This window comes from Blastomonas sp. SL216, from assembly GCA_026625625.1.
Taxonomy (GTDB): Bacteria; Pseudomonadota; Alphaproteobacteria; order Sphingomonadales; family Sphingomonadaceae; genus Blastomonas.
On the sequence record CP113055.1, the window covers coordinates 3,221,867 to 3,248,266 of the forward strand.

Sequence of the window (26,400 nt, forward strand, 5' to 3'; positions counted from 1 at the left end):
ACGCGCTTACCCTCGCCAGGCCATGATCCTACGCCTGTCCAGAAGGCCTGACAACCTAAGATTTGTCAAGCGAACTATACGTCAATTTAACTTGACACTTTTGCGGCGCGAGGCGTAGGTTTCCCTTCTTGAAACGGGAGGCGTTCAAACGCTCATGCCACTGGAAAATCAGCCTGGAACTGCGGAACACCGCAAGCTTGAGGGCGATCCGGTCGGCCGCAATCACCGGGCTGCGACGGTCTCGCTCTACACGCCTGAAGAACGCAAGCGCCGCGATTCGAGCGTCTGGACACTGGTCCAGGGCGTGCTCGCACCGGTCCAGTTTCTCGTTTTTCTGGTCAGCCTGGCTTTGGTGCTGCGTTATTTCGGGACAGGCGAGGGCGCATTTGCCGCCGATGCCTCGATCGTCGTCAAGACGCTGACGCTCTATACCATCATGATCACCGGCTCGATCTGGGAGAAGGTGGTGTTCGGCAAATGGCTGTTCGCCCCCGCTTTCTTCTGGGAAGACGTGTTCTCCATGCTCGTCCTGGCGCTGCACACCGCCTATCTGGTGATGCTGCTGGCCGGCATCGGCACGACCGGCCAGCGGCTGGGCGTCGCGCTGGCGGGCTATGCCGCCTATATCGTCAATGCCGCGCAGTTCCTCTGGAAGCTGCGCATGGCCAGGCTGCAGGGCGCTGAATCCGGCGAGTCGCAGCCGCGACTGGCGGTGGCACAATGATCGCCGCCGCACCGCCCCTTGCGGCTCAGGGCTGCGCTTCGGTGCCGGTGCTGCGCGAACGCGGCCAGCGCGAGGTCTTCTGCGGGCTGACCGGCATCGTCTGGCTGCACCGCAAGATGCCCGACGCCTTTTTCCTGGTGGTGGGATCGCGCACCTGCGCGCATCTGCTGCAATCGGCAGCCGGCGTGATGATCTTTGCCGAGCCGCGCTTTGCCACCGCGATCATCGAAGAACGCGACTTGGCCGGCCTTGCCGATGCCAATGAAGAGCTCGACCGCGTCGTGCGCCGCCTGCTGGCGCGCCGTCCCGAGATCCGCACCCTGTTCCTGGTCGGCAGCTGCCCGTCGGAAGTGATCAAGCTCGACCTGGCCCGCGCCGCGCAGCGGCTCGCCGGAGCGTTCCTGCCCGATGTGCGGATCGTCAACTATTCGGGCAGCGGCATCGAGACCACCTTCACCCAGGGCGAGGACGCCTGCCTGGCGTCACTGGTGCCGTTCATGCCCGCGCAGGCCGCCGATGCCGAGCCGCAGCTGCTGATCGTCGGCGCGCTGCCCGATATCGTCGAGGACCAGCTGCTGCGGCTGGTGCGCGATCTGGGCATCACCAATGTCGCCTGCCTGCCCGCACGCGAGTCGCGCGACCTGCCGGCCTTGGGACCGAACACGCGCTTCCTGCTCGCCCAGCCGTTTCTGGGCGACACCGCGCAGGCGCTGGAAGACCGCGGCGCCGTGCATCTGCCGGCACCCTTCCCGTTCGGCGCAGAGGGCACGACCGACTGGCTGCACGCCGCCGCGCGCGCCTTCGGCATCGATGAAATGCATTTCCGCAGCACCGTCGCGCCGGGCCGCGAACGCGCCAAGCGCGCGCTCGAGCACAGCCGGGCGCAGCTGGAAGGCAAGAGCATCTTCTTCCTGCCCGATTCGCAGCTCGAACTGCCGCTTGCGCGCTTCCTGCATACCGAGCTGGGCATGATCCCGGTCGAGGTCGGCACGCCCTATCTGCACCGCGCGCACATGGCGGCGGAACTGGCGCAGCTGCCCGATACCACCGTCATCTCCGAAGGCCAGGATGTCGACAGGCAGCTGGACCGCGTGCGCGCGTCCCGGCCGGACATCACTGTTTGCGGCCTGGGCCTTGCCAATCCGCTCGAGGCGGAAGGCTTCACCACCAAATGGGCGATCGAACTCGTGTTCTCGCCCATCCATGGTTTCGATCAGGCCGGCGATCTTGCCGAATTGTTCGCGCGGCCTCTGCGCCGCCGCGACGTGTTGAGGGTTTAGGGCCATGCAGCTGTCGGTCTGGACCTATGAGGGGCCGCCCCATATCGGGGCGATGCGGGTCGCGACCGGCATGACGGACGTGCACTATCTGCTGCACGCGCCGCAGGGCGATACCTATGCCGACCTGCTTTTCACGATGATCGAACGGCGCGGCAAGCGCCCGCCGGTTACCTATACCACCTTTCAGGCGCGCGATCTGGGCAAGGACACAGCCGAGCTGTTCCAGTCCGCCGCGCGCGATGCGGTGGCGCGCTTCAAGCCGGCGGCCATGCTGGTCGGGGCATCGTGCACCGCCGAACTGATCCAGGACGATCCTGCCGGAATGGCGCAGGCGATGCGCCTTGATATTCCCGTCATTCCACTGGAGCTGCCCAGCTATTCCCGCAAGGAAAACTGGGGCGCTTCGGAGACTTTCTATCAGATAGTCAGAGCTCTCGCGGTCGGGGATTCCTCCCGCCCCGCACCGTGCCAGGCAGGTTCTCCGCGTCCCAAAGCGAACCTGCTTGGGCCGAGCGCACTGGGTTTTCGCCACCGCGACGACATCGTCGAAGTGGCGAAGATTCTGGCTGCGCTCGGCGTAGAGATTAACGTCACCGCGCCGCTGGGAGCGAGCGCGGCAGACATCGCCCGGATAGGGGAGGCCGATTTCAACATCGTGCTCTATCCGGAAATCGCCGACACGGCGGCGCGCTGGCTGGAGCGCAAGTTCCGCCAGCCGTTCACCCGGACCATCCCGATCGGCCATGGCGCAACGATCGACTTCATCCACGAGGTCGCGAAGCTCGCCGGGGTCGATCCCGCGCCCGCGCTGGACATGGCCGAGGCGCGGATGCCGTGGTGGAGCCGTTCGGTCGATTCGACCTATCTCACCGGCAAGCGCGTCTTCATCTTCGGCGATGCAACGCATGCCATCGCCGCTGCACGGGTGGCGCGCGACGAGCTGGGCTTCGTGGTCTGCGGCCTGGGCTGTTACAACCGCGAATTCGCCCGCGATATCCGCGCTGCCGCCGCCGAACATGGCGTCGAGCCGCTGATCACCGACGATCATCTCGAGGTCGAGGACGCGATCGCCGCCGCGCATCCCGAGCTGGTGCTGGGAACGCAGATGGAACGGCATATCGCCAAGCGGCTGTCGATCCCTTGCGCGGTGATCTCGGCGCCGGTGCATGTCCAGGATTTCCCCGCCCGGCACAGCCCGCAAATGGGCTTTGAAGGCGCCAATGTGCTGTTCGACAGCTGGGTGCATCCGCTGGTCATGGGGCTGGAAGAGCATCTGCTGACGATGTTCCGCGACGATTTCGAATTTCATGACGGGGCAGGCGCAAGCCATCTCTCGCATGGCAGCACCAAGACGGCACCGGTTGCCGATCCGGCTGCCGCGAGCCCTGGCGCCGAGCCGGTGGCCGAGCCCGTATTGGCTGCGGTTGCCGCTGCTGCCCATGGCGAGTCGGACAGCGTTGCCCCCGGTGGCGATGTCCTTGAAATCGCCCGCTGGACCGCTGAAGCGGAAACCGAGCTGAAGAAAATCCCGTTCTTCGTGCGCGGCAAGGCGCGGCGGAACACGGAAAGATATGCCGAAGAGCGCGGCCTTGCGTCGATATCTCTCGATACGCTCTACGATGCGAAGGCGCATTATGCCCGGTAAAGCCACCCCTGCATCGGCCCAGGGCCGCAATGCCGCGATCCGCGTGGTCTTCATCACGCTCGACAACCATCTGTCGGGCGCGGTGGACCGGGCCGAGGCGCTGCTGGTCAAGGACATGCCCGGCCTGTCGATCGGCTTTCATGCCGCTGCCGATTGGGGCCGCGATCCCGGCGCGCTCGATGCAGCGCGGGCCGATATTGCCCGCGCCGATATCGTGATCGCGACCATGCTGTTCCTCGAGGATCATGTCCGCGCGATCCTCCCCGCGCTGGAGGCGCGGCGCGAACAGTGCGACGCGATGCTGGGGCTGATGTCCGCCGGCGATGTCGTCAAGCTGACCCGCATGGGCGGATACCGCATGGACGCGCCCGCACGCGGACCGCTGGCGCTGCTCAAGAAGCTGCGCGGATCTCCCAAGCCGGGCGGCAATTCCGGCGCGGGGCAGATGAAGATGCTGCGCCGCCTGCCCAAGATCCTCAAGTTCATCCCCGGCACCGCGCAGGACGTGCGCCATTATTTCCTGACGCTGCAATATTGGCTGGCGGGCAGCGACGACAATGTCGTGTCGATGATCCGCGGGCTGATCGACCGTTATGCCGCAGGCGATCGCGCCGCGCTCAAGGGCACCACACCCGCCCAGGCGCCGCGCGACTATCCCGAAATCGGCCTGTATCACCCGGCCCTGCCGGAGCGGATCACCGAGGATGCCGCCCGCCTGCCGCGCAGCGGCAAGGCTACCGGCTCTGTCGGCGTGCTGCTGCTGCGCTCGTATCTGCTGGGCAAGGATGCCGGCCATTATGATGGCATGATCGCCGCGCTCGAGGCGCAGGGGCTCAATGTCGTCGCCGCCTTTGCCAGCGGCCTGGACGCTCGCCCGGCGGTGGCGAAATATTTCCTGCGCGATGGCCGTCCGGTCGTCGATGCGGTGGTCAACCTCACCGGATTCTCGATGGTCGGCGGCCCGGCCTATAACGACGCTGCGGCGGCAGAAGAGGTGCTGGCCGGGCTCGACCTGCCCTATATCGCCGCGCACCCGATCGAGTTCCAGAGCCTGGAGCAATGGGGTTCGCGCCATCAGGGGCTGTTGCCGCTCGAAGCGACGATGATGGTCGCGATTCCCGAGCTTGACGGCGCGGTGATGCCGCATGTGTTCGGCGGCCGCTCGGACGGTTCGGGCGAGCCGTGCCAGGGCTGTTCGCGCGGCTGCGTGTTCACCGCGCCCGATGCAATGCGCGCGATGCAGAGCTGCCCCGAACGCGCCGAGGCGCTGGCTGCCAAGGTTGGTGCGCTGGTTGCGCTGCGCCGGTCCGACAGGGCCAAGCGCAAGCTGGCGATCATCCTGTTCAACTTCCCGCCCAATGCCGGGGCGACGGGCAGCGCGGCGCATCTTGCCGTGTTCGAATCGCTCCACGCCACGCTGCACCGGCTGGCGGCAGAAGGCTATGATTGCAATCCGCCCGCCACGGTCGATGCCTTGCGCGATGCGATCCTCAAGGGCAATGCCGACCGGTTCGGATCGGACGCCAATGTCGCGGTGCGCATTTCCACCGACGATCATGTCTCGAACGAGCCGCATCTGCGCGCGATCGAAAAGCAATGGGGCCCGGCACCCGGCAAGCTGCAGAGCGACGGCTGGTCGATTCATGTGCTCGGCAAGCAGTTCGGCAATGTGTTCGTCGGCGTCCAGCCCAGCTTTGGTTATGAAGGCGACCCGATGCGGTTGCTGTTCGACGGCGATTTCGCCCCGACGCATGCCTTTGCCGCCTTCTATCGCTGGATTCGCGAAGAATTCCGTGCCGATGCGCTGCTGCATTTCGGCACCCATGGCGCGCTCGAATTCATGCCGGGCAAGCAGGCCGGCCTGTCGGGCGATTGCTGGCCCGACCGGATGCTGGGCAGCATGCCCAATTTCTACCTTTATGCCGCCAACAACCCGTCAGAGGCGATCATCGCCAAGCGGCGTTCGGGCGCGATGATCGTGTCCTACCTGACCCCGCCGCTCGCCGAAGCGGGCCTGTACAAGGGCTTTGCCGATCTGAAGGCGCTGGTCGAACGCTGGCGTGCGCTGGCGGGCGAAGGCGTCGAACGCGCCGCGCTGGAAGTGATGATCCGTGATGCCGCGACCGCGCTCGACATCGATGGCAGCGATATCGCCGCGCTGGCCGGCAATCTGTACGAGCTTGAACGCGCGCTGATCCCGTTCGGCCTGCATGTGCTGGGCAGCCAGCCCGAAGGCGCCGAGCGCGCCGCGTTCCTCGATGCGCTGACCGCTGCCGACAATGGCGCGGGCCGCGCCGAGCTCGATGCGAAGCTTGCCGCCAATGACGAGCTGGGCGCGCTGATCCATGCGCTCGATGGCGGCTATGTCCGCCCCGCGCCGGGCGGCGACATCCTGCACAATCCCGAAGTGCTGCCCACCGGGCGCAACACGCACGGTTTCGATCCCTTCCGCATTCCGAGTGCCTTTGCCTGCGTCACCGGCGCGGCCCAGGCCGAGGCGCTGCTCAGCCGCCATGTCGAGGCGGGCGAACCGCTGCCCGAGAGCATCGCGATGGTGCTGTGGGGAACCGACAATCTGAAGAGCGAGGGGACCCAGGTCGCCCAGGCGCTGCACCTGATGGGCGCACGTCCGCGCTTCGACACTTATGGCCGCCTTGCAGGCGCAGAGCTGATCCCGCTGGCCGAACTGGGCCGCCCGCGCATCGATGTGGTGGCGACGCTGTCGGGCGTGTTCCGCGACTTGCTGCCGCTGCAGACCCGGATGATCGCCGAGGCTGCCTGGCTCGCTTCCACAGCGGAAGAGCCCGAGGTGCTGAACTTCATCCGCAAGCATTCGCTGGCCCATGCCGCCAAGATGGATTGCGACATGGAAACCGCAGCGCTGCGTGTCTTCTCCAATGCCGAAGGCGCCTATGGCGCGCAGGTCAACATGATGATCGACGGCGGTGCCTGGGCCGATCCGGACGAGCTGGCCGAAGCGTTCGAAACGCACAAGGGCTATGCCTATGGCCGCAATGGTGCGCCGATGAAGCAGCGCGAGCTGCTCGAAACCGCCTTGGCTTCGGTCGATTTCACCTATCAGAACCTCGATTCGGTTGAACTCGGCGTCACCGATATCGACCAATATGTCGATGCGCTGGGCGGTGTCAGCCGCTCGGTGACCAAGGCGCGTGGGGGCAAGGCGGCTCCGGTCTATATTGTCGATGCCACCGAAGGCGCGGCCAAGATCCGTACGCTTGCCGAACAGATCAACCGCGAAACGCGCACCCGCATGCTCAACCCGAAATGGTATGAAGGCATGCTCAAGCACGGCTTTGAAGGCGTGCGCCAGATCGAGGGGCATGTGACCACCACCATGGGCTGGTCGGCCACCACCGGCCAGGTCGCCCCCTGGGTCTATCAGCAGATCAGCGAGACCTATGTGCTCGATGCAGAAATGCGCGCGCGGCTTGCCACGCTCAACCCCAAGGCTTCGGCCCGGGTGGCGGAACGGCTGCTCGAGGCATGCGACCGCCGGCTTTGGGAACCGGATGCCGCAACCCTGGCGGCGCTCCGCGCCGCTGCGGACGATATCGAAGACAGGCTGGAAGGCCTGATCGCAGCAGAATGACGGGAGAGAGTTGATATGAGCCTTTTGGACCATGGCAGTGCGCCGCCAGCCTTTGGCGAAGGCAGCACCCAGGTCGCGCTCGACCCGCGCGACGAGATTACCGGAGCCAAGGTGTTTGCCGTCTACGGCAAGGGTGGCATCGGCAAGTCGACCACCTCGTCCAACCTGTCGGCTGCCTTGTCGCTGCTCGGCAAGCGCGTGCTGCAGATCGGGTGCGATCCCAAGCATGACAGCACCTTTACCCTCACCAAGAAGCTGATGCCGACGGTGATCGATGTGCTCGAAACGGTGGACTTTCACCATGAAGAGCTGCGGCCCGAAGATTACATGTTCGAAGGCTTTAACGGCGTGATGTGCGTCGAGGCGGGCGGTCCGCCGGCGGGCACCGGCTGCGGCGGCTATGTCGTCGGGCAAACGGTCAAGCTGCTCAAGCAGCACCATCTGCTGGAAGATACCGATGTCGTGATCTTCGACGTGCTGGGCGATGTGGTGTGCGGCGGTTTCGCCGCGCCGCTGCAGCATGCCGAGCGCGCAGTTGTCGTCGCGGCCAACGACTTTGACAGCATCTTCGCGATGAACCGCATCGTCGCGGCCATCAAGGCCAAGTCGAAGAATTACGAGGTCCGCATGGCGGGCGTCATCGCCAACCGTTCGGCTGCGACCGACGAGATCGACCGGTTCAACGAGGCGACCGGCCTCAAGCGTCTGGCGCATTTCCCCGATCTGGACGCCATCCGCCGCAGCCGCCTGAAGAAATGCACGATCTTCGAGATGGATTCGACCCCCGAGATCGAAGCGGTAAAGAACGAATATCTGCGTCTCGCCGCAACGCTCTGGGCGGGCACCGACGCGCTCGACGCCATGCCGATGAAGGACCGCGAAATCTTCGAATTCCTGGGGTTTGAATGATGGCCAGCCAGGCACCTCGCTCCACCTATGACGCCTATCGCGGGCGGCTGGAGGATTATTTCGACCGCACCGCGCGGCAGAACTGGGTGGACCTGACCTCGGATGCCAAGGTCAGCGGCATCCGCGCCACCGTGCGCGCCGGGCGTGACCGGATGCGCGCGATGCTGCTCGACTGGCTGCCTTATGACCTCAAGGGCAAGCGCATCCTCGATGCCGGTTGCGGCACCGGCGCGCTCGCCGTTGCCGCGGCGCAGCTCGGCGCAGACGTCACCGCAATCGACATTTCGGGCGGGCTGGTCGACGTCGCGCGCGAACGCGCACCCTCGGGCCTGACGATCGATTGGCGGGTGGGTGACATGCTGGATCCGCAACTTGGATCTTTCGACCATGTCGTCGCGATGGATTCGCTCATTCATTATGAAACCGGCGATATCGTCGACGTGCTGGCGGCCCTGGCGGACCGTGCGCCCTCGATCGCCTTCACTTTCGCACCGCGGACACCCTTGCTCGCGGCGATGCATGCCACCGGGAAGCTCTTTCCCAAATCCGATCGCGCACCCGCGATCGTTCCGGTGGCCGAATGGAAGCTGCAGAGACTGCTTGCCCAGCGTCTCCCCAGCCATGGCATCGCCGCGAGTGAACGCATTGTCAGCGGATTCTATACCAGTCACGCCATGTTGCTGGCGCGCGGATGAACCTGCAGGGCGCCTCGACCCGGTTCTTTGCCGGCCTGGGAACGCAGTTCCTGCCGTTCGCCGATGCGGCGAGCGCGGAGCTGCCGATGGGCCGCCTGTTGCGGCTGTCGCTGTTCCAGGTGACGGTGGGCGTGGCGACAGTGCTGCTCAACGGCACCCTCAACCGCGTGATGATCGTCGAGCTCGGCACGCCGGCCTGGCTCGTGGCGCTGATGATCGCAATCCCGCTTCTGGTAGCGCCTTTCCGCGCGCTGATCGGCCACAAGTCGGACCACCACAAGTCGATGCTCGGCTGGCGGCGCGTGCCCTATATCTGGTTCGGATCGCTGCTGCAGTTCGGCGGCCTGGCGATCATGCCGTTCGCGCTGCTGCTGCTGTCGCGGCCTGACACCTTCAAGGTCGGTCTGGTCGCCGGCGCTCTGGCGTTCCTGTTCACCGGCCTGGGCATGCACACCACGCAGACCGCAGGCCTTGCGCTCGCCACCGACCTTGCGCCCGAAGAGACTCGCCCGCGCGTCGTCGCGCTGATGTTCGTTATGCTGCTGGTCGGCATGATGATGGCGGCCTTTGTCATGGGATCGCTGCTCGCCGATTTCAGCGCCACCCGGCTGGTCGCGATCGTCCAGGGCGCGGCAATGTTCACCATGGCGCTCAACATCATCGCGCTGTGGAAGCAGGAGGCACGTGCCCCCTCGACCACCCGGCCCGACCGTGAGACGCCGAAATTCGCCACCGTCTGGCGCGAGTTCACCTCCGAGGCGCGCAACGCCAGGCTGCTGGTCGCGATCGGTTGCGGCACGGCGGCGTTCAGCATGCAGGATGTGCTGCTCGAACCCTTTGGCGGCGAGGTGCTGGGCATGTCGGTCGGATCGACCACGGTGCTGACCGGGCTGTGGGCCTTCGGCATGCTGGTGGCCTTTGCCTTTGCCGCGCGCCGACTGAGCGCCGGGGCAGACCCGCTGCGGCTTGCCGGTTTCGGCGCAGTGGTCGGAATGCTCGCCTTTGCCATGCTGCTGTTCGCAGCCCCGCTGGATGCGAGCGCACTCGTGTTCACCGGCGCGCTGACCATCGGCCTTGGTGCAGGGCTGTTCTCGGTTGGCACGCTGAGCGCGATCATGGCCATTGCCGGCAGCGGCAGGCACAAGGGATCGGGCCTGGCGCTGGGTGCCTGGGGTGCGGTGCAGGCCAGCGCATCGGGCCTGGCGGTGGCGGCGGGCGGGCTGATCCGCGATGGCGTCTCCTCGCTCGCGCTTGCCGATCGCATCGGTGAGACGCTGGCCTATCGCGCGACCGGATATGGCACCGTCTATCTGCTCGAAATTGTTCTGCTGCTCGTCACCATGATCGTGCTCGGCCCGCTTGTCGGGGGCCAGCCGATCGATGAATCCGCCCCGCCAACGCGGTTCGGCCTCACCGAATTTCCGACATGAAGGTCTTGAAGAAGAGAGGTAAGCGCCATGTTTAACGGCAATATCGTGGGCAATATCGATGTCGCATCGATCGCATTCTGGGCGTTCGTGCTGTTTTTCATCGGCCTGATCTATTATCTCAGGCGCGAGGATCGGCGCGAGGGCTTCCCGCTGGAAGACGACCTGACCGGGCGTTCGCTGGGCATGGGCGGTCCGCTGCTCCATGCAGCGCCTAAGACCTTCAAGCTGCCGTTCGGTCGCGGTACGGTATCGACGCCGACCATCGGCAAGGAACCGTTCGAGATCGCCGGACGCCGCGTCAGCCCGTTCCCCGGCGCACCCTATGTGCCCACCGGCAACCCGCTGACCGACTGCATCGGCCCGTCGGCTTATGCCGAGCGCAGCCGCCTTCCCGACATCGACGCCTTTGGCAACAACCGCATCGTGCCGATGGCGCTGGAGCCCAGCTTCTCGATCGCCCGCGGCGATCCCGATCCGCGCGGCATGACCGTGATCGGCGCCGATGGCGCTGTCGCGGGCACGGTTGCCGAAATCTGGGTTGACCGTTCGGAGCACCAGGTGCGCTATCTGGAAGTCGTCACCGCCGAGGGCGTGCATGCCCTGGCCCCGATGCCGATGGCCAAGATCCGCCGTTCGGCCCGCCAGATCGTGGTCGATGCGATCAACGCCGCGCAGTTCTCGGGATGCCCGCAGGTCGAAACTCCGGGCCAGATCAGCCGCTACGAGGAAGACAAGATCTCGGGCTATTTCGGCGGCGGCTATCTCTACGCTAACCGCGCCCGGCAGGAGCCGCTGATATGATCACGGAATATGATGACGAGCCCGTCCGGGGTCTTCCCGGCGAGCTCCCGCAGGGTGAAACCTTGCTGTGGCAGGGTTCCCCCGACTGGCGGCTGCTGGCGCGCAGCGCGTTCTTCACCCGCATCGTCGGCCTGTATTTTGCCTCCCTGGTGGCCCTGGCCATCTATAACGGCAGCAGCGGCGGGGTGATCGCGACAGTGATCGCCGGGCTGATCGGGGTCGGGCTGCTGATGCTCTATGCCTGGGCGGTGGCGCGCACGACCGTTTACACGCTGACCAGCCGCCGCGTGGTGCTGCGCATCGGCGTGGCGCTCAACATGTGCATCAACCTGCCCCTCGCCAAAATCGGCGGTGCCAATCTGCGCCCGCTCGGTCCGGTCGAGGGCGATCTCGCGCTGCAGCTGATCGGCCCGCATAACCTGGGCTATCTGGTGCTCTGGCCGCATGCCCGTCCATGGAAGCTGGGCAATCCCCAGCCGATGCTGCGCGCGCTGCCCGATGCGGCGGTGGTCGGCGAACGTCTGGCCCGCGCGGTCGCGGCGATCGCGCCGGTCGATCGTGCGCAGGATGCACCGGTCGCTGCAGCCGAGGGAATGCCTGCGCATCTTCAGGGAGCCATCGCATGAACAGCGCCTCGCACAGCCACAGCCACGCACATGGCGGACATGGCCATAGCCATGAGAATACCGTTCCCAGGGGCGCCTTGATGATGGCGTGTGGGGTGGTGCTGTTCACCCTGGCGCTGACCAGCGCGACGCAGCTTGGCTGGATCGCACCTTCGCCTTCGGCCAGCGACGTCCGTGCGGCAGAAGCCGCAACCGCGACCCATAGCCGCGTGCTGCGCTTTGCCGATGGCCAGAAGGGCACGGTGGTCGTGACTGACGCGGTGACCGGCCAGGCGGTGCATGTCTATGGCGAGCAGGGCAGCGGCTTCATCCGCGGCGTGCTGCGCGGCATGGGGCGTGACCGGCATATCCGCGCGATCCCGATGGATGCGCCCTATGAGCTCAACCGCTGGAGCGACGGATCACTCTCGCTCACCGACACGTCGACCAATCGCGTGGTCGAACTGGGCGCGTTCGGGCCGACCAACCGGGCGACCTTCGAGGAACTGCTGAAATGATCGGCCTGTTGCGCGAGGCCCCTTTCGACACGCCCTGCCGCATCGCGGTGGAGCAGAGCGAGGCGCATTTCCATGCGCATGTCGAGCTGGACGGTGATGTCGCGATCCAGCCCGGCGACAAGGTGCGCGTGCATGGCGAACCGATCATTGTCGCTTTTGGCGAATCCGTTTTGATCCAGCGCATGGCGACGGTGCACCCGGCGGGTCCATTGTTGCGCGCATGGACCAAGCTGACCGCCATGGGCGAGCTCAAGGAACTGTACGAGGTCAGCTTCACCACCAGCCGGTGGTGAGGGCAGATGTTCAGATGACAACGGGAGTGGTGTGATGAACATGCAGACAAAGGTGAAGGCAGCAGGCCGGGCAAATCTGCCCGACGCGCCCGACACCATGGCGCTGGCAACGCAGGAAACTGTGCTGTCCCCGCGCTTCTACACCACCGATTTCGATGCGCTTGACGCCATCGACGTCAGCCTGGTGCGCGCCGAATGGGACCAGCTGATGGCCGATATGGAAGGCGACCCGAACAAGGCGCATTTCCGCCGCAGCGAATCGTTCGATGGCGTCATCGAATCGCTCGAGCCCGAGCTGCGCCGCGAGTTCATCGATTTCCTGGTCAGCTCGCTGACCTCGGAATTTTCCGGCTGCATCCTCTATGCCGAGATCGCCCGCCGTACCAAGAACCCGGACGTCAAGAAGCTGTTCAAGCTGCTCGCCCGTGACGAAAGCCGCCATGCCGGCTTCATCAACGAGGTGCTGAAGGATGCCGGGATCGGCATCGACCTGTCGTTCCTGACCAAGACCAAGAAATACACCTTCTTCAAGCCCAAGTTCATTTTCTACGCGGTCTATCTGTCCGAGAAGATCGGCTATGCGCGCTATATCGCCATTTTCCGGCACCTCGCGCGCAACCCGGAAAACCGCTTCCACCCGATTTTCAACTGGTTCGAACAGTGGTGCAATGACGAGTTCCGCCATGGCGAGGCGTTCGCGATGCTGCTGCACGCCGACCCCAAGCTGCTGACCGGGCTCAACCGCTACTGGATCAAGTTCTTCATCCTGTCGGTCTATGCCACCATGTATGTGCGCGACCACAGCCGCCCGGTGTTCCACGCGGCCCTGGGGGTCGACCCGACCGATTATGATTACCGGGTGTTCGACATCTGCACCGCGATCAGCCGTCAGGTCTTCCCGGTGGAGATCGATACCGACAACCCGGCGCTGCGCGTGCAGATGGAAAAGCTGCGCCTGGCATCGGACCGGATCGCGGCGGGCAAGGCGCGCGGCGGCCTGGGCGGGCTGATGCAGCGGGCCGGCGGCATGATCGGTGCGGGCACGGCCTTTGCGCGCATGTATTTCATGCCCGGCAAGCCCAATGCGCTGCCTTCCACCATCCGTCTGCAGCCGGCCTGGTAAGCGCATGAGCCTGCACGGCCATATCCTTCCCGCGTTCATCGTGCTGTTCGCCTGGTTCGGCAGCACCGGCGTGGTCGCCTGGCTTGCCAATCGCGGCAAGGCGACCTTTGCGCGCAGCCTGTCCTGGGCCGGCTTTGCCGCCGGGATCTGCCTGTGCGTCATCGTCTGGGCGGCGCACGGGGCGGATGCCGCAGGACCGTCGCTGGCCGATGCCTATATCAGCTTCGGGGCGGCGCTGGTGATATGGGGCTGGCTGGAACTGACCTTTCTCACCGGCATCGTCGCCGGGCCCCGCCGCACCGTCAGCGATCCGCACGCACGCGGCTGGCGGCGCTTTGCCGATGCCGCCGCGACACTGATCCATCACGAACTCGCCATCGCGGTCGTGCTGGTGATGCTGGTCTCGCTGACCTGGGACAGCGCCAATCCGACCGGCGCGGTGATCTTCAGCCTGTTGTTTGCGCTCAGGCTTTCGGCCAAGCTCAACCTGTTCGTCGGCGTGCCCAATATGAGCGACGAGATCATGCCGGGGCATCTGGAATATCTGAAAACCTATTTCGGCCCGCGCCGCCTGCATGGCGCGCTGGCCTTCAGCCTGGTAGCGCTGGCGGCGCTGTCGCTGTGGCTGGGCGCGCGCGCGCTTGCCGCACCCGACGACAGCTTTGCCGCGGTCAGCGCGACCCTGGTGTTCATGCTCGCAGCGCTCGGTGCGCTGGAGCATCTGTTTCTGGCGCTCCCGTTTCGCGACGGTGCGCTATGGCGCTGGGCCCTGCCCGACGCCCGCAAGGGATAAAGAAGGAGAGTGGTTATGGACTATGAGGGGTTTTTCCAGAGCGAAATCGATACGATCCGTGATGAGGGACGCTATCGCATCTTCGCCGAGCTGGAACGCCATCGCGGCCGCTTTCCGCACGCCACGCGCTATACCGAAGAGGGGACCGACGAGGTCACCGTCTGGTGCTCGAACGACTATCTCGGCATGGGCCAGCATCCCGATGTGCTGAAGGCGATGCACGACACGCTCGACCAGTGCGGTGCGGGCGCAGGCGGCACGCGCAACATCTCGGGCACCAATCATCACCATGTGCTGCTCGAGGCCGAGCTCGCCGACCTGCATGGCAAGGAATCGGCTTTGCTGTTCACCTCGGGCTATGTCTCCAACTGGGCGGCGCTCGGCACTTTGGCGGCCAAGCTGCCCAATTGCGTCGTGCTGTCGGACGCCGGCAACCATGCCTCGATGATCGAAGGCATCCGCCACAGCCGCGCCGAATGCCTGAAGTTCAAGCATAACGATCCGGCAGATCTCGACCGGCTGCTCGCCGGCATCGCGCCCGGTCGGCCCAAGCTGGTCGCGTTCGAAAGCGTCTATTCGATGGACGGCGATATCGCGCCGATCGCGGAGATTCTCGACGTGTGCGAAAAGCACGGTGCGATGAGCTATATCGACGAAGTCCATGCGGTTGGCCTGTACGGCCCGCGCGGTGGCGGCATTGCCGAGCGCGAAGGCCTGATGGACCGGATCACCGTGATCGAAGGGACGCTGGGCAAGGCATTCGGCGTGATGGGCGGCTATATCGCTGCGTCCGCCGCTCTGTGCGATTTCGTCCGCAGCTTTGCCAGCGGCTTCATCTTCACCACCGCCTTGCCGCCCGCGCTCGCCGCCGGTGCCACTGCCAGCATCCGCCACCTCAAGGCCAGCCAGATGGAGCGTGCGCGCCACCAGGAGCGCGTTGCCAAGGTACGCAAGCGGCTGGACCTGATGGGCATCCCGCATCTCGACAATCCCAGCCACATCATTCCGGTGATGGTCGGCGATCCGCACAAGTGTAAACGGATCAGCGACTGGCTGCTGGAAAATCACGGGATCTATGTGCAGCCGATCAACTATCCCACCGTGCCCAAGGGCACCGAGCGGCTGCGCATCACGCCTTCGCCGGTGCACAGCGATGGCGATTGCGACAAGCTGCTCCACGCGTTGAGCGATATCTGGTCGCAATGCGAGCTGGCGCGGCGGGAAATGGCTGCCTGAGCCCGGTCAACGTTACCTGCGGGATTCCCGCGAAAGCGGGAACCCCGCTTCTGCGCTGACCGTTCAGCAGGAAGCGGGAGCCATCCCTTTGCGGCGTTGACGGTGACGGGGTCATGATGCACTCTCCACCAACAAAAAAGGCCGCTCCCCAAGGAGCGGCCTTTCGTGTTTCGGCGCGTACCGTGATCGGGTCGATCAGGGCTGCTGCAGATAGGCGATGATATCGGCGCGCTTCTGCGCGTCGGGCAGGCCGGCAAACACCATCTTGGTGCCGGGAACCACGCGGGCCGGCTTTTCCAGATACTGGAACAGCTTTTCCGGGGTCCAGGTGATGCCGCTGTTCTTGTTGGCGGGCGAATAGTTGAAGCCTTCGACCGAACCGGCGGCACGACCGACGATGCCGGCGAGCGAGGGGCCGACACGGTTCTGACCGGCTTCCTTCACGTGGCAGGTCTTGCACTGAACGAAGACCTTCTCGCCTTCGGCAGCATTGCCGGTGAAATCGGCCAGCTTCTTGCCGTCCAGCGTATCGGTGTTGTCGGCAGCGGGGGCCTCGGCAGCGGCCGGGGTCGCAGCGGGGGCTTCGGCGCCAGCGTCAGCAGCCGGTGCGGCGGCTTCTTCTTCGGCCTTGGGGGTTTCGCTGCCACCCGAGCAGGCGGCCAGCAACGCGACGCCGGCGAAAACGCCAGCATAGCGCAGTGCATTCAATCTGGACATGAACTCTCCTCTTGCTCGGCGACATTCGCCCTGAAGCAACGGTCAATATAGACGAGCCGGACCCGTTGAAAAGATGGGAAGGCGCGACATGAACGCCGGATGAAGAAAAATGTTCACGGAAAATGGCATGGGGCGTGAAAATTTACCTGTTTTTCCAGCGTCCGCGCCGGAACGCCCGTCCGCAGTGCCCGGCTGCGCGCTGCGGCCGATCTGAATCGCCGCGCGGCGCGTTGAGGCGAAATGGGGGCGCTCGAAGGAGACGAACGATGAGCAAGCTGATCCGCACCGCCCTGGCCGGCGCGCTGCCGCTGGTGTTTCTGGCTCTGCCGGCGCAGGCCGGAACCCCGCGCACCCTTCCGGCGCGCGACGGCGAACATGCGCCGGTGATTCGCACCGAACCGGTGCAGGGCGTCTTCAACCAGTCCTGGTACAATTATGTCGCCGATATCAACGAGGCGGACAAGGAACTGACCAGCGACCTCAAGCGCGCCACCGACCGCGAAGACCGGGCCGATGCGTGGGAGGAATATGAGGTCGAACTGGCCGATGCCGACAAGGATTATGTCAAGGAAATGCGCCAGCGTGGCTACAAGGTCGGCCGTGTGACGGTCGTGGCCTATAACGACTGAAGGCGCAGCGGTCCGTCCCCAGGCTCAGCGGGGACGGGCCTGCTTATAGCCAGAAGCCGCGCCTGAACCATTTGGTGATGATGTACTTGGTGCCCGCCGTCACCGGATTGCCGCTGTGCAGCAGATACGGATTGGGGCGGCCATCGGGCGCCATATTGTTCCAGATCAGCAGCATGCCGGTACGCGGCAGCATCTTGAACGACAGCTGCGGAAATTCGGTCTCGCCGCCGCCTTTGGGTTCGTTGAGGAACACCATCGCGGTCCAGCTGCGTTGCCCGCCTGCCTTGCGTTCCTTTTCCCAATAGGGCTGGTCGGTGTGGAAATAGTCGTGATGCGCCTTGAACTGCTGGCCTACCGCATAACGCTGACCCTGCAGCGTCTCGCCGCGGCGCGGATCGATGCCGGTCAGCCCGCAGATGCGGTCGTCGATGCGCAGCACGTCCGGGTGCCAGCGATCAAGATTGCAGCTATAGCTGGTGCGAAAGTCGCTCTGGTCGCCGGTGCCTGCGCGATACAGCTCTGACGGGATGGCATCGGCATCGATCATGGCGATCAGCTCGGCGCATTCGGCCTTGCTCATGAAATCCTGGTAGCAATAGACCTGCATCGGCACGCGCACGTCGTCAAAGGCAATGCGCTGGATGCGCGGATGCGCCTCGAGCCGCACGCCGACGTCTCGCCCGATCCTGGCCAGTTCGCGCCGGTGGAGGAAATCGCTGATCATCGTCAGCGTGGTTGCGCCGACCGCCTGCCTGCTGTCAACCCGCCGCAGCAGACGCAGAACGACCCGCCAGAGGGTTCCAGCGGGTCGTTCCAAGTCGCAGCATGCGTTGCTGTCTTACCAGAAAAAGTCGTTGATCACATCCACTACCTCGCCGGTATAGACATCGACCAGCAGCACATCGCCATAATAGCGGACCCAGCGGAACTGGCCATAAGCGGGCGGCAGGCGATAGGCCCAGGGATCGTTGATCCAGAAGCTGCTGGCAAAGAAGGGCGCGCCAAGCGTGAAGCCTATGCCGATGCGGCGATAGTTCCATCCGCGCACCGGCGGATAATAGCGCCCGACGTTGAAGAATGTGCGGTTCTGGTTGCGCCAGCCATACCAGTCATAGCGCCGGTCGTTGCGCCAGCCGCGATCCCAACCGCGTCCCCGGCCGTCCCAATCACGCCCGTTCCAGCCCCGGTTAGCATAGCCGCGCCGGCCCCAATCCTGGCGGTTATCGCGATAGTCGCGCCGATCCGCGCGCCGGTCTTGCCGGAAATCGCGGCGATCATCGCGACGGTCGGCGCGGAAATCGCGCGTATCGCCGCGCCGGTCGACACGAAAGTCCTGACGGTCCTCGCGCCGGTCAGCGCGGAATTCAGGCCGCGTTACCTCGCCATTGCGGAAATCCTGCCGGTCGGCCCGGCGTTCCTGGCGGAAGTTGCGCTGGTCACCGCGCAGCTCGCGCTGGAAATCCTGCCGGTCGCCGCGCCGTTCCTGACGGAAGTCCTGACGATCTGCGCGCCGTTCCTGCCGGAATTCGCGTGGGGTATCGACGCGCGCGGTGCCGATGTTGCTGCGGTCCTGCCCGCGGAACGCACGTCCGCCGCCAAAGCCGCCACCGCCGCGCATTTCGCGACCGCCGCCGCCGCCGCCGCGATTGCCCCGGAACTCGCCGCCGCCACGGCGACCTTCGCGCTGCTGGGCGGCGGGCTCAAGGCCGGTGCTTGCCGCGATGTCGGCGCTGCCATCGGGCCAGGCGAATTCGGCCGCATCGGCCTCGCTGTGCGGCAGGAACAGGCTCGCCGCGGCCAGCGCCGCCAGCGCGATCGGCAGGCGGAAATACCGGCCCTTCAACCGCTGGCCCAGCGGGCGGGCATATTCGAGGGAAACGGGCTGTACAAAGGGGGTTGGTGACATGACCAAAATCGACCTTTCGATAATGGCCTGGGCAATCGTGTCGGCAACCACGCGGCACAGGACTGTTGGTATTGCACAAGGGTTACGCCGCGCTGCCTGACCCGCAGCTTAACCGAATTTGTATACAGTATTCACGATTGTAAAACTTTTCGACCTATTTTGTATACCATAATTGCCAATGGAAACCTTTGCAGCAAAAATGAAGGAATTGCATTGCGCGCACAATAATTGCGGCGTATTCTGCAACTGCATGAGTTCGCAAGCGGTCCGTGTTCTGGCGCTGCTCACAGGCAAGCCCCGTCCTTTTCGTGAAGATGGCACGAAAAGCTCCATTGCGCGTCAACCGGTGACCGGGCCTGTCATGCTCAACACGCTCGGATTTGAGGGCGACGAGGTGGCCGATCCGGTCCATCACGGTGGCCCGGACATGGCGATCCACCATTATCCGTTCGATCATTATGCCTATTGGCAGCAAAAGCTCGATTCGCACAAATTGCTGCTGAAGCCCGGTGCGTTCGGCGAGAATATCTCGACGCGCGGTCTGGTGGAAAGCGAGATGCGCATCGGTGACCGCTTTCGCCTGGGCGAGGCTCTGGTGGAACTGACCAAGGGCCGCCAGCCGTGCTGGAAGGTCGATCACCGCTTCGGCGTGTCGGGCAAGCAATCGGTGATGACCGAGATCGTCCGCACGGCGCGCTGCGGTTTCTATTACCGCGTGCTGGAGCCGGGCCTAGTCCAGGCCGGCGATGTGATGCGGCTGGTCGAGCCGGGCCCCACCGCCTGGACCGTGGACCGGGTGTTCCGCCTGCTCGTCGCCGGGCAGTACAAGGCAGAGCCCGAGGCGGTGCGTGCGCTCGCCGATCTGCCGCAGCTTGCCGCCGACTGGCGCAAAAGGGCGTCGGCGCTCGCCGATTGAAGGGGAAAGCATGAGCCTGAAATACCTGCCGTTGCTGGCGCTTGCCTGCGTGTCCGGCCCGCTGGTGGCGCAGGATGCCGCAAAGCCGGCCGAGATCCACCAGGCGATCCTGACGCTCGACACGCATCTCGACAGCCCGGCCAATCTGGATCAGCCCGGCTGGCGCATCACCGATCGGCACGATGTGCTGCACGACACCACCCAGGTCGATCTGCCGCGCATGATCGAAGGCGGGCTCGATGGTGGCTTCTGGGTGATCTATACCGATCAGGGCCCCAATGACGCGCGCGGCTATGCCGTCGCGCTGGCGCACGCACTCAAGCGGCTGCACCAGATCCACGATTTTGTCGCCGCCAATCCGCAGAGCTTCGCCATCGCCACCAGGGCATCCGACGCGGCGCGCATCGCCGCCGCCGGACAGCGCATCGTCTATCTGTCGATGGAAAACAGCTATCCGCTGGGCAATGACATCGCCAATCTCGACGCCTTCTACCAGCTGGGCCTGCGCATGGCGGGGCCGGTGCATAATGGCACCAATCAGCTCGCCGATTCAACCAATGGCGAGGCGGTGCATGGGGGGCTCAGCGATCTGGGCAGGGCCTGGGTGCGCGAGGCGAACCGGCTGGGCATCATCATCGATGCCAGCCACGCCGCCGACAGCACCTTCGATCAGCTGCTCGAACTCTCCAAGGCGCCGATCATCCTTTCGCATTCGGGCCCCAAGGCGCTGCACGACCACCCCCGCAACCTGGACGATGCGCGGCTCAAGGCGCTCGCGGCCAAGGGCGGGGTGATCCAGGTCAACAGCCTGTTCCTTTCACCCGACAAGCCGCGCCCGACGGTCGAAGCGCTGCGCCCGGAGATGGAAAAGGCCGCCAGCCTGCCGCCTGAGGAGCGCGCCGCGCTGATGAAGCAATGGGCCGAGGCCAATGCCGCAGAGCCGCGCTCCGGCACCGATTTCGACCGCTATATGGAGGCGATCTTCTATTGCATCGATCTGGTCGGCGTCGACCATGTCGGCATCGGTGCGGACTGGGATGGCGGCGGCGGGGTGATCGGGCTCAACCAGATCAACCAGATCTCGAAGATCACCGAGGCATTGCTTGCGCGCGGGCTCAGCCGCGAACAGGTCGAGAAGATCTGGAGCGGCAATGTGCTGCGCGTGATGGCCGAGGTGGAGCGCGTCGCGGGCAAGTGAGCGCGGCGCAATTTGGCCGTGCCTTTCACCGAGTTCGGGTATAGGCTCGCGCGGTCCATTCGGCCGGGAGACTGCCATGATGCGCCTTGCCCTTCGCTTGCTTGCCCTGCTCATCGCGGTGCTCGCCCCGATCTCGCTGGCATCGGCCGCACCGGCCGAGCGCAAGCCCGATCTCGCCGATCTGGTCGCAGGCACCTATAGCGGCGACATCATTTCCGATGCGCGCGGTTCGTCGAAATCAGGCGTGACGATCACGGTGACGCGGGTGGCCAAGGACCGGGTATCGATTGCCTGTGACTGCGCGCGCATCCCCAAGGTGGAAATCCCGATCGAACGCGCGATGGATGCCATTTTGGCGAGCAGCGGCCCGCATGTTTTCCTGATCGAGACCCAGCGCAACCCGCGCCGGCTGAGCCTGACGATCGACGATGCCTCGCTGAGCGTCGAGAAACAGTAGGGGGAAAACCCGGCCGCTTCATCCCCCCGCGCATGAGGGGTGAGGGCGATGATTAACTCAAGCCCCTGAAATCAGGCCATTTCCACCGCGAACAGCGTCTTGCCCTGATAGCGTTCCTCGTCCGGATTGAACACCGGCTGCGGATCGAACTCGCGGTCGGTCAGGGCGACATCGCCCAGCCCGTCGAGCTTGAACGCGCCGACCTTGATCTCGCGCGGGGGCTTGCCGTCGCGCTCCAGCGTCACGCCGTCCAGATAGAGCTGGTCATGCTTGGTATAGAGGATGTGCGGCGCCAGGCGGATGCGCGTGCGATTATAGGTCGCCTCAAGGCATTTGCGCAGCGCAATCGCTTCCAGCACGGTCTTGTTCATGTCCATCACCCCAATATGACCAATGCGGCAGATGGTTTCAATCGATTTTTGTGCAGTGCAGCATGCCTATCTGGCGGGCTGGCCCTTCAGATAGGTGTCGAACCACGCCACCGTGCGCCGCAGCGAGTCGAGCCGGTTCTCGCGCCGGTCAAAGCCATGGCCTTCCTGCGGGTAGAATATGGTCTCGACGATATTGCCCTTGGCCTTCAGCAGATCGTTGACCTCCTGCGCCTGGCCGCGCGGCACGCGGATGTCATTCTCGCCCTGGATGGTCAGCAGCGGGGCCTTGGCGGCGCTCAGATAGGTGAGCGGCGAGGAGGCCTTGTAGATCTCGGGGCTGTCTTCGGGCGTGCCCAGCAGGCCGCGCTGATAGGCTTTCAGCCGCTCGTCCTGGTCGCGGTACATCGTGTTCCAGTTGATGATGCCGAACCACTGCACGGCAGCGGCAAACTCGTCGGGCGTCCGGCCGATCGCCATCAGCGTCATGAAGCCGCCATAGGATCCGCCGAAAATGCCGACCTTGCCCTTGTCGACATAGCCGGTGCTGACAAGGAACTGCTTGGCCGCAACGGTATCCTTGAGGTCGCCGCCGCCCAGATCCTTGTAATTGGCATTCTGGAAGGCATCGCCATAGCCGGTCGATCCGCGGAAATTGGGCGCGATGACGACATAGCCGCGGCTCGCAAAGGCGGCGGCATATTGGCTGAACCCGTCCTGGGTGGCAGAGGTGGGGCCGCCATGCGGGATGACGATGGCGGGGTTGGAGCCATCGCGCTTGAGGTTGAACGGCATCGTCATCACCGCGCTGACCAGCGTGCCGTCAAAGCTCTTGAAGGTGACCACGGTCGACTTGGGCAGCACCGCCGGGGTCAGGCTGGCCATCGCGAGCTGTGTCGCGGGGCGCGCGGTATTGGCGGCGAGGTCGACCAGATAGAGGTTGGAGGGCGAATCCGCGCCGGAGCGGGTGGCGAGCAGCTTGCTGCCATCGGGCGATAGCGGCTGGTTGCCCGAGAGATAGGTGACGCCGGGGTCGAGCGGCAGCGGCGCTTCCGCCCTGCTGGCCAGGTCCAGCCGGGTCAGCGTCGAGCGCGTATCGGCATTGGTCCGCACGATCATCGTCTTGCCATTGTCGATCAATGCCGCGGCCTGCTGCTCCCAGGGCGTGGTCCTGGCCCAGGTCCAGCCCCGTGTCGCGACCGCATAGGCCCCGGCATGGTCCTGGCCGCTGTCCTGGTTGGTCGTGACCGCGATCAGGCCGCCATCGGCCGTCGCATCGGCGGCCTCATAGCGCACGTCCTTCCTGCCCAGCAGCTTCACCGCCTTGCCATCGGCGATGCTGACCCGCCACACCTCGCCCTCGCGGCTGTCGACACGCGAGCGGTTGGCGATCAGCGCCTTGCCGCCATCGACAAAGGCAACAGGGCCCCAGCCGAATTGCGGATCGGCCTCTGCGGTCAGGTTGCGTACCTGGCCATCGGCGGTCATCACCGCAAGGTTCGACTGGCCCTCCGACTTGCGCTTGGTCGCCAGCGCGATGAGATCGCTCTGCGGCGAGCTGAGCATGTCATATTCGGAAATATCGGCGGTGCTGGTCAGCCGCTCGACCGCGCCGCCGCCGGCGGGAACGCGATAGATATCGGCATATTCATTGCCGCCGACATCCTCCTCGAAATACACCCATTGGCCACCGCGCGAGGCGACGAGCCCTGACTGCACCTCGTCCGACTGGGTGATCTGCAGTGGCCAGCTGCCCGCTGTATCGGTGCGCCAGATGTTGAAGCGGCCGGTGATGTTGGTGGAGACGAAAATGTGCCGGCCATCGGCGCTCCACGTCACCCCGGCTAGGCCGCGCGTGGTGCCGATATCGTCGAGCGGCACGGGCCGGGCTTGCGGGTTGGCGGGAGAGGAAACGCTGGCCGGATCGGTCACCGGCCTTTCGGGCGTGGCGATCTGCGCGGCCAGCGGCGCTGCCATCAAGGCGGCCAGTGCGGCGGTGTAACGAAGCATCGAACGTCTCCCTTCCCGGCCTGGCCCCTTGCAGCGGCGGCCCTTATGCCTTTTCCTCGGCCTCCAGTTCGGCCAGCCACTGTTCCAGCCACTTGATCGTGTAGTCGCCCGACAGGAAATCGGGTTCGTCGAGCAGCGCCTGATGCAGCGGGATCGTGGTCTTGACGCCCTGGACGACAAATTCCTCCAGCGCGCGCTTCAACCGCATGATGCAGCCCTGGCGGGTTCGGCCATAGACGATCAGCTTGGCGATCATGCTGTCGTAATAAGGCGGGATGCGGTATCCGGCGTACAGCCCGCTATCGACGCGCACGTGCATGCCGCCGGGCGGGTGGTAATAGCTGACCAGGCCGGGCGACGGCGCGAAGGTGCGCGGGTCCTCGGCATTGATGCGGCATTCGATGGCATGGCCGCGAAACTCGACATCTTCCTGTTTGACCGAAAGCGGGTGACCTTCGGCAATACGGATCTGTTCGCGCACCAGATCGACCCCGGTGATCGCCTCGGTCACCGGATGTTCGACCTGCAGGCGGGTGTTCATCTCGATGAAGTAGAACTCGCCATTTTCCCACAGGAACTCGATGGTGCCCGCGCCGCGATAGCCCATGTCCGCCATCGCCTTGGTGACGACACCGCCCATGCGGGCGCGCTCTTCGGGCGTGATGACCGGCGAGGGGGCCTCTTCCAGCACCTTCTGGTGGCGGCGCTGCAGCGAACAGTCGCGTTCGCCCAGGTGAATGGCATTGCCCTTGCCGTCGCCAAAGATCTGGAACTCGATATGGCGCGGGTTGCCGAGATATTTTTCCATATAGACGGTGTCGTCGCCGAAGGCCGACTTCGCCTCGCTGCCCGCCTGCTGCATCAGCGTTTCGAGCTGGTCTTCGCTTGGCACCACCTTCATGCCGCGTCCGCCGCCGCCCGATGCCGCCTTGATCAGCACCGGATAGCCGATCGAGGCCGCGATGATCTTGGCCTCGTGGATATCCTTGATCGCGCCGTCGGACCCGGGGACCAGCGGCATACCAAGGGCACCAGCGGTCTTCTTGGCCTCGACCTTGTCGCCCATCGTCCGGATATGCTCGGGCTTGGGGCCGATCCAGATGATCTTGTGCGCCTCGACGATCTCGGCGAACTTGGCGTTCTCCGACAGGAAGCCGTATCCGGGATGGATCGCATCCGCCTGGCTGATCTCTGCCGCCGAAATGATGTTGGCGATGTTGAGATAGCTCTGCCCTGCAGGCGGCGGGCCGATGCAGATCGCCTCGTCCGCCAGCCGCACATGCATGGCATCGGCATCGGCGGTGGAGTGCACCGCCACCGTCTTGATGCCCATTTCATGCGCGGCACGATGGATGCGCAGCGCGATTTCGCCGCGATTGGCGATCAGGATTTTCTTGATGGCCATGGGCTGGTTACTCGATGACGACCAGCGGCTGGTCGAACTCGACCGGCTGCCCGTCTTCCACCAGGATCGCGGTGACCTTGCCGGCGCGTTCGGCGGTGATCGGGTTCATCACCTTCATCGCCTCGATGATCAGCAGCGGATCGCCGATCTTGACCGTCGCACCGACGCTGACGAACGGTGCGGCACCTGGTTCGGGCGAGAGATAGCTGGTGCCGACCATCGGCGACTTGACCGCATTGGCCATCGACGGCGCGGCGGGTTCTGCAGAGGCGGCAGGGGCTGCTGCGGCCGGGGCGGCAGCGGCGACCGGTGCGGGCGCTGCGGCCACAGCGACGCTGGCCACCGGTGCGGCGCTGATCGTGCGCGCTACGCGGATCTTGCGATCGCCATCTTCAACCTCGATTTCGCTCAGGCCGGTTTCGCCCAGCAGTTCCGCGAGTTCGCGCACCAGTTTGCTGTCGATGTTCATGCCGCCTCCCTGTTTGTTGTTGCCGCTTTTGCTGCTTGGTGATGCCATAGTCCTGCGCCCTTTGGTTCTGTTCTGATCGGGGGCGGCTCTTTGGCTGCTCCCACGGGAAAATTCAATCGTTCACCCGCATCATGCCAGCAGATGCCGGGTGGTCAAAGCTCATAACAGCGCCGCTGCCTCCAGCGCCAATAGATAAGATGTCGCGCCGAACCCGCAGATCGTGCCTTTCGCCGCGCGCCCGACGAACGAGACATGGCGAAATTCCTCGCGCGTGTGCGGGTTGGAAAGATGCACCTCGATCACCGGCGTGGTGATCGACCGGATGGCATCGTGCAGCGCCACCGAAGTGTGCGTATAGGCTCCGGCGTTGAGCAGCACCGCCTTGGCGCCTGTCGCCTGCGCCTCGTGCAGCCAGTCGACCAGATGGCCTTCATGGTTGGACTGGCGCATGTCGATGGCAAGGCCCAGGCCTTGCGCGCGGTCTTCCAGCCGGTCTGCAATATCGTCGAGCGTGTCCGATCCGTAGATTTCCGGCTCGCGCAGGCCCAGCAGGTTGAGATTGGGACCGTTGAGAACGAAAATAATGGGTTGGTCGGCCATGCTCTATCCCGTCGTTCGGCCGGATGCCGAAACAAGCCGGGCGCTTATGGGCGAAAGCGCTGC

General features: G+C 64.9%; 26 protein-coding genes. 18 read left to right on the forward strand and 8 right to left on the reverse strand.

What is annotated here, in order from left to right:
- The first annotated feature begins 154 nt into the window (after positions 1–154).
- The 14 genes from bchF to hemA all read left to right on the forward strand — a co-directional run bounded on the left by bchF (position 155) and on the right by hemA (position 15,662).
- A complete protein-coding gene (bchF, locus tag OU999_15280; protein WAC23087.1) occupies positions 155–724 on the forward strand; it encodes a 2-vinyl bacteriochlorophyllide hydratase in 570 nt (189 codons plus the stop codon).
- Entirely contained in the window at positions 721–2,004 is a 1,284-nt protein-coding gene (locus OU999_15285) for a ferredoxin:protochlorophyllide reductase (ATP-dependent) subunit N (protein ID WAC23088.1), read from the forward strand. The genes bchF and OU999_15285 overlap by 4 nt, the downstream gene beginning before the upstream one ends.
- A gap of 4 nt (positions 2,005–2,008) precedes the next feature.
- Positions 2,009–3,649, forward strand: a complete 1,641-nt coding sequence (gene bchB, locus OU999_15290; GenBank protein ID WAC23089.1) for a ferredoxin:protochlorophyllide reductase (ATP-dependent) subunit B — start codon at positions 2,009–2,011, stop codon at positions 3,647–3,649.
- On the forward strand, positions 3,639–7,259 hold the full coding sequence (locus OU999_15295) for a magnesium chelatase subunit H (protein ID WAC23090.1): 3,621 nt from the start codon (positions 3,639–3,641) through the stop codon (positions 7,257–7,259). Before bchB ends, OU999_15295 begins: the two co-directional genes overlap by 11 nt.
- Positions 7,260–7,274: 15 nt before the next feature.
- On the forward strand, positions 7,275–8,168 hold the full coding sequence (gene bchL / locus OU999_15300; protein WAC23091.1) for a ferredoxin:protochlorophyllide reductase (ATP-dependent) iron-sulfur ATP-binding protein: 894 nt from the start codon (positions 7,275–7,277) through the stop codon (positions 8,166–8,168).
- Entirely contained in the window at positions 8,168–8,863 is a 696-nt protein-coding gene (bchM, locus tag OU999_15305; protein ID WAC25443.1) for a magnesium protoporphyrin IX methyltransferase, read from the forward strand. Before bchL ends, bchM begins: the two co-directional genes overlap by 1 nt.
- Positions 8,860–10,293 (forward strand): BCD family MFS transporter, encoded by a 1,434-nt coding sequence (locus tag OU999_15310; protein WAC23092.1) that lies wholly within the window; start codon positions 8,860–8,862, stop codon positions 10,291–10,293. The genes bchM and OU999_15310 overlap by 4 nt, the downstream gene beginning before the upstream one ends.
- Before the next feature lie 27 nt (positions 10,294–10,320).
- On the forward strand, positions 10,321–11,094 hold the full coding sequence (puhA, locus tag OU999_15315; GenBank protein WAC23093.1) for a photosynthetic reaction center subunit H: 774 nt from the start codon (positions 10,321–10,323) through the stop codon (positions 11,092–11,094).
- Positions 11,091–11,720, forward strand: a complete 630-nt coding sequence (gene puhB, locus OU999_15320) for a photosynthetic complex putative assembly protein PuhB (protein ID WAC23094.1) — start codon at positions 11,091–11,093, stop codon at positions 11,718–11,720. Before puhA ends, puhB begins: the two co-directional genes overlap by 4 nt.
- Before the next feature lie 80 nt (positions 11,721–11,800).
- On the forward strand, positions 11,801–12,217 hold the full coding sequence (puhC, locus tag OU999_15325) for a photosynthetic complex assembly protein PuhC (protein WAC23095.1): 417 nt from the start codon (positions 11,801–11,803) through the stop codon (positions 12,215–12,217).
- Positions 12,217–12,510, forward strand: coding sequence for a hypothetical protein (locus OU999_15330; GenBank protein WAC25444.1), 294 nt, complete (start codon positions 12,217–12,219; stop codon positions 12,508–12,510). The genes puhC and OU999_15330 overlap by 1 nt, the downstream gene beginning before the upstream one ends.
- Positions 12,511–12,544: 34 nt before the next feature.
- Positions 12,545–13,633, forward strand: a complete 1,089-nt coding sequence (acsF, locus tag OU999_15335) for a magnesium-protoporphyrin IX monomethyl ester (oxidative) cyclase (GenBank protein ID WAC23096.1) — start codon at positions 12,545–12,547, stop codon at positions 13,631–13,633.
- A gap of 4 nt (positions 13,634–13,637) precedes the next feature.
- Complete coding sequence (gene puhE / locus OU999_15340) at positions 13,638–14,426, forward strand: putative photosynthetic complex assembly protein PuhE (protein ID WAC23097.1); 789 nt, start codon at positions 13,638–13,640, stop codon at positions 14,424–14,426.
- Positions 14,427–14,441: 15 nt separating this feature from the next.
- A complete protein-coding gene (gene hemA / locus OU999_15345; protein WAC23098.1) occupies positions 14,442–15,662 on the forward strand; it encodes a 5-aminolevulinate synthase in 1,221 nt (406 codons plus the stop codon).
- Positions 15,663–15,857: 195 nt separating this feature from the next.
- Here hemA and OU999_15350 read toward each other — a convergent pair whose 3' ends face one another.
- Entirely contained in the window at positions 15,858–16,370 is a 513-nt protein-coding gene (locus OU999_15350) for a cytochrome c family protein (GenBank protein ID WAC25445.1), read from the reverse strand.
- Positions 16,371–16,645: 275 nt separating this feature from the next.
- Here OU999_15350 and OU999_15355 point away from each other — a divergent pair, with 275 nt between their 5' ends.
- Positions 16,646–17,008 (forward strand): hypothetical protein, encoded by a 363-nt coding sequence (locus tag OU999_15355; GenBank protein ID WAC23099.1) that lies wholly within the window; start codon positions 16,646–16,648, stop codon positions 17,006–17,008.
- 43 nt (positions 17,009–17,051) lie between these two features.
- Here the strand turns inward: OU999_15355 and OU999_15360 are convergent, their stop codons facing one another.
- On the reverse strand, positions 17,052–17,732 hold the full coding sequence (locus OU999_15360; protein ID WAC23100.1) for a 2OG-Fe(II) oxygenase: 681 nt from the start codon (positions 17,730–17,732) through the stop codon (positions 17,052–17,054).
- A gap of 114 nt (positions 17,733–17,846) precedes the next feature.
- Entirely contained in the window at positions 17,847–18,914 is a 1,068-nt protein-coding gene (locus OU999_15365; protein WAC23101.1) for an RcnB family protein, read from the reverse strand.
- Positions 18,915–19,164: 250 nt separating this feature from the next.
- Here OU999_15365 and OU999_15370 point away from each other — a divergent pair, with 250 nt between their 5' ends.
- The 3 genes from OU999_15370 (at position 19,165) to OU999_15380 (ending at position 21,485) form a co-directional block, all read left to right on the forward strand.
- On the forward strand, positions 19,165–19,830 hold the full coding sequence (locus OU999_15370) for an MOSC domain-containing protein (protein WAC23102.1): 666 nt from the start codon (positions 19,165–19,167) through the stop codon (positions 19,828–19,830).
- Positions 19,831–19,840: 10 nt separating this feature from the next.
- Positions 19,841–21,028 carry a dipeptidase gene (locus OU999_15375; protein ID WAC23103.1) on the forward strand — a complete coding sequence of 396 codons (1,188 nt, stop codon included), beginning with the start codon at positions 19,841–19,843 and terminating at the stop codon, positions 21,026–21,028.
- A gap of 76 nt (positions 21,029–21,104) precedes the next feature.
- Positions 21,105–21,485 (forward strand): hypothetical protein, encoded by a 381-nt coding sequence (locus OU999_15380; GenBank protein ID WAC23104.1) that lies wholly within the window; start codon positions 21,105–21,107, stop codon positions 21,483–21,485.
- A 71-nt stretch (positions 21,486–21,556) separates the two neighbouring features.
- Here OU999_15380 and OU999_15385 read toward each other — a convergent pair whose 3' ends face one another.
- The 5 genes from OU999_15385 to aroQ all read right to left on the reverse strand — a co-directional run bounded on the left by OU999_15385 (position 21,557) and on the right by aroQ (position 26,337).
- Positions 21,557–21,862, reverse strand: coding sequence for a WYL domain-containing protein (locus OU999_15385; protein WAC23105.1), 306 nt, complete (start codon positions 21,860–21,862; stop codon positions 21,557–21,559).
- Between the two features lie 60 nt (positions 21,863–21,922).
- Entirely contained in the window at positions 21,923–23,863 is a 1,941-nt protein-coding gene (locus OU999_15390) for a S9 family peptidase (protein ID WAC23106.1), read from the reverse strand.
- A 43-nt stretch (positions 23,864–23,906) separates the two neighbouring features.
- The gene (accC, locus tag OU999_15395) at positions 23,907–25,268 is read right to left on the reverse strand and encodes an acetyl-CoA carboxylase biotin carboxylase subunit (GenBank protein ID WAC23107.1); all 1,362 of its coding nucleotides are present in this window, start codon (positions 25,266–25,268) and stop codon (positions 23,907–23,909) included.
- A gap of 7 nt (positions 25,269–25,275) precedes the next feature.
- Positions 25,276–25,737, reverse strand: coding sequence for an acetyl-CoA carboxylase biotin carboxyl carrier protein (gene accB / locus OU999_15400; GenBank protein WAC23108.1), 462 nt, complete (start codon positions 25,735–25,737; stop codon positions 25,276–25,278).
- Positions 25,738–25,896: 159 nt separating this feature from the next.
- Positions 25,897–26,337: a type II 3-dehydroquinate dehydratase gene (aroQ, locus tag OU999_15405; GenBank protein WAC23109.1), complete on the reverse strand. Its 441-nt coding sequence runs from the start codon at positions 26,335–26,337 to the stop codon at positions 25,897–25,899.
- Between the last annotated feature and the right edge of the window lie 63 nt (positions 26,338–26,400).

Excerpts from the sequence above, each read along its gene's own strand:
- puhA (WAC23093.1), top strand. The coding sequence starts at position 10,321 with ATGTTTAACGGCAATATCGTGGGCAATATCGATGTCGCATCGATCGCA.
- puhC (WAC23095.1), top strand. The coding sequence starts at position 11,801 with ATGATGGCGTGTGGGGTGGTGCTGTTCACCCTGGCGCTGACCAGCGCG.
- bchF (WAC23087.1), top strand. The coding sequence starts at position 155 with ATGCCACTGGAAAATCAGCCTGGAACTGCGGAACACCGCAAGCTTGAG.
- OU999_15310 (WAC23092.1), top strand. The coding sequence starts at position 8,860 with ATGAACCTGCAGGGCGCCTCGACCCGGTTCTTTGCCGGCCTGGGAACG.
- OU999_15365 (WAC23101.1), bottom strand. The coding sequence starts at position 18,914 with ATGTCACCAACCCCCTTTGTACAGCCCGTTTCCCTCGAATATGCCCGC.
- OU999_15295 (WAC23090.1), top strand. The coding sequence starts at position 3,639 with ATGCCCGGTAAAGCCACCCCTGCATCGGCCCAGGGCCGCAATGCCGCG.
- OU999_15285 (WAC23088.1), top strand. The coding sequence starts at position 721 with ATGATCGCCGCCGCACCGCCCCTTGCGGCTCAGGGCTGCGCTTCGGTG.
- OU999_15375 (WAC23103.1), top strand. The coding sequence starts at position 19,841 with ATGAGCCTGAAATACCTGCCGTTGCTGGCGCTTGCCTGCGTGTCCGGC.
- bchM (WAC25443.1), top strand. The coding sequence starts at position 8,168 with ATGGCCAGCCAGGCACCTCGCTCCACCTATGACGCCTATCGCGGGCGG.
- OU999_15385 (WAC23105.1), bottom strand. The coding sequence starts at position 21,862 with ATGGACATGAACAAGACCGTGCTGGAAGCGATTGCGCTGCGCAAATGC.
- OU999_15380 (WAC23104.1), top strand. The coding sequence starts at position 21,105 with ATGATGCGCCTTGCCCTTCGCTTGCTTGCCCTGCTCATCGCGGTGCTC.
- puhE (WAC23097.1), top strand. The coding sequence starts at position 13,638 with ATGAGCCTGCACGGCCATATCCTTCCCGCGTTCATCGTGCTGTTCGCC.
- OU999_15360 (WAC23100.1), bottom strand. The coding sequence starts at position 17,732 with ATGATCAGCGATTTCCTCCACCGGCGCGAACTGGCCAGGATCGGGCGA.
- hemA (WAC23098.1), top strand. The coding sequence starts at position 14,442 with ATGGACTATGAGGGGTTTTTCCAGAGCGAAATCGATACGATCCGTGAT.
- puhB (WAC23094.1), top strand. The coding sequence starts at position 11,091 with ATGATCACGGAATATGATGACGAGCCCGTCCGGGGTCTTCCCGGCGAG.
- bchL (WAC23091.1), top strand. The coding sequence starts at position 7,275 with ATGAGCCTTTTGGACCATGGCAGTGCGCCGCCAGCCTTTGGCGAAGGC.
- OU999_15370 (WAC23102.1), top strand. The coding sequence starts at position 19,165 with ATGAGTTCGCAAGCGGTCCGTGTTCTGGCGCTGCTCACAGGCAAGCCC.
- aroQ (WAC23109.1), bottom strand. The coding sequence starts at position 26,337 with ATGGCCGACCAACCCATTATTTTCGTTCTCAACGGTCCCAATCTCAAC.
- OU999_15390 (WAC23106.1), bottom strand. The coding sequence starts at position 23,863 with ATGCTTCGTTACACCGCCGCACTGGCCGCCTTGATGGCAGCGCCGCTG.
- accC (WAC23107.1), bottom strand. The coding sequence starts at position 25,268 with ATGGCCATCAAGAAAATCCTGATCGCCAATCGCGGCGAAATCGCGCTG.
- bchB (WAC23089.1), top strand. The coding sequence starts at position 2,009 with ATGCAGCTGTCGGTCTGGACCTATGAGGGGCCGCCCCATATCGGGGCG.
- OU999_15355 (WAC23099.1), top strand. The coding sequence starts at position 16,646 with ATGAGCAAGCTGATCCGCACCGCCCTGGCCGGCGCGCTGCCGCTGGTG.
- acsF (WAC23096.1), top strand. The coding sequence starts at position 12,545 with ATGAACATGCAGACAAAGGTGAAGGCAGCAGGCCGGGCAAATCTGCCC.
- accB (WAC23108.1), bottom strand. The coding sequence starts at position 25,737 with ATGAACATCGACAGCAAACTGGTGCGCGAACTCGCGGAACTGCTGGGC.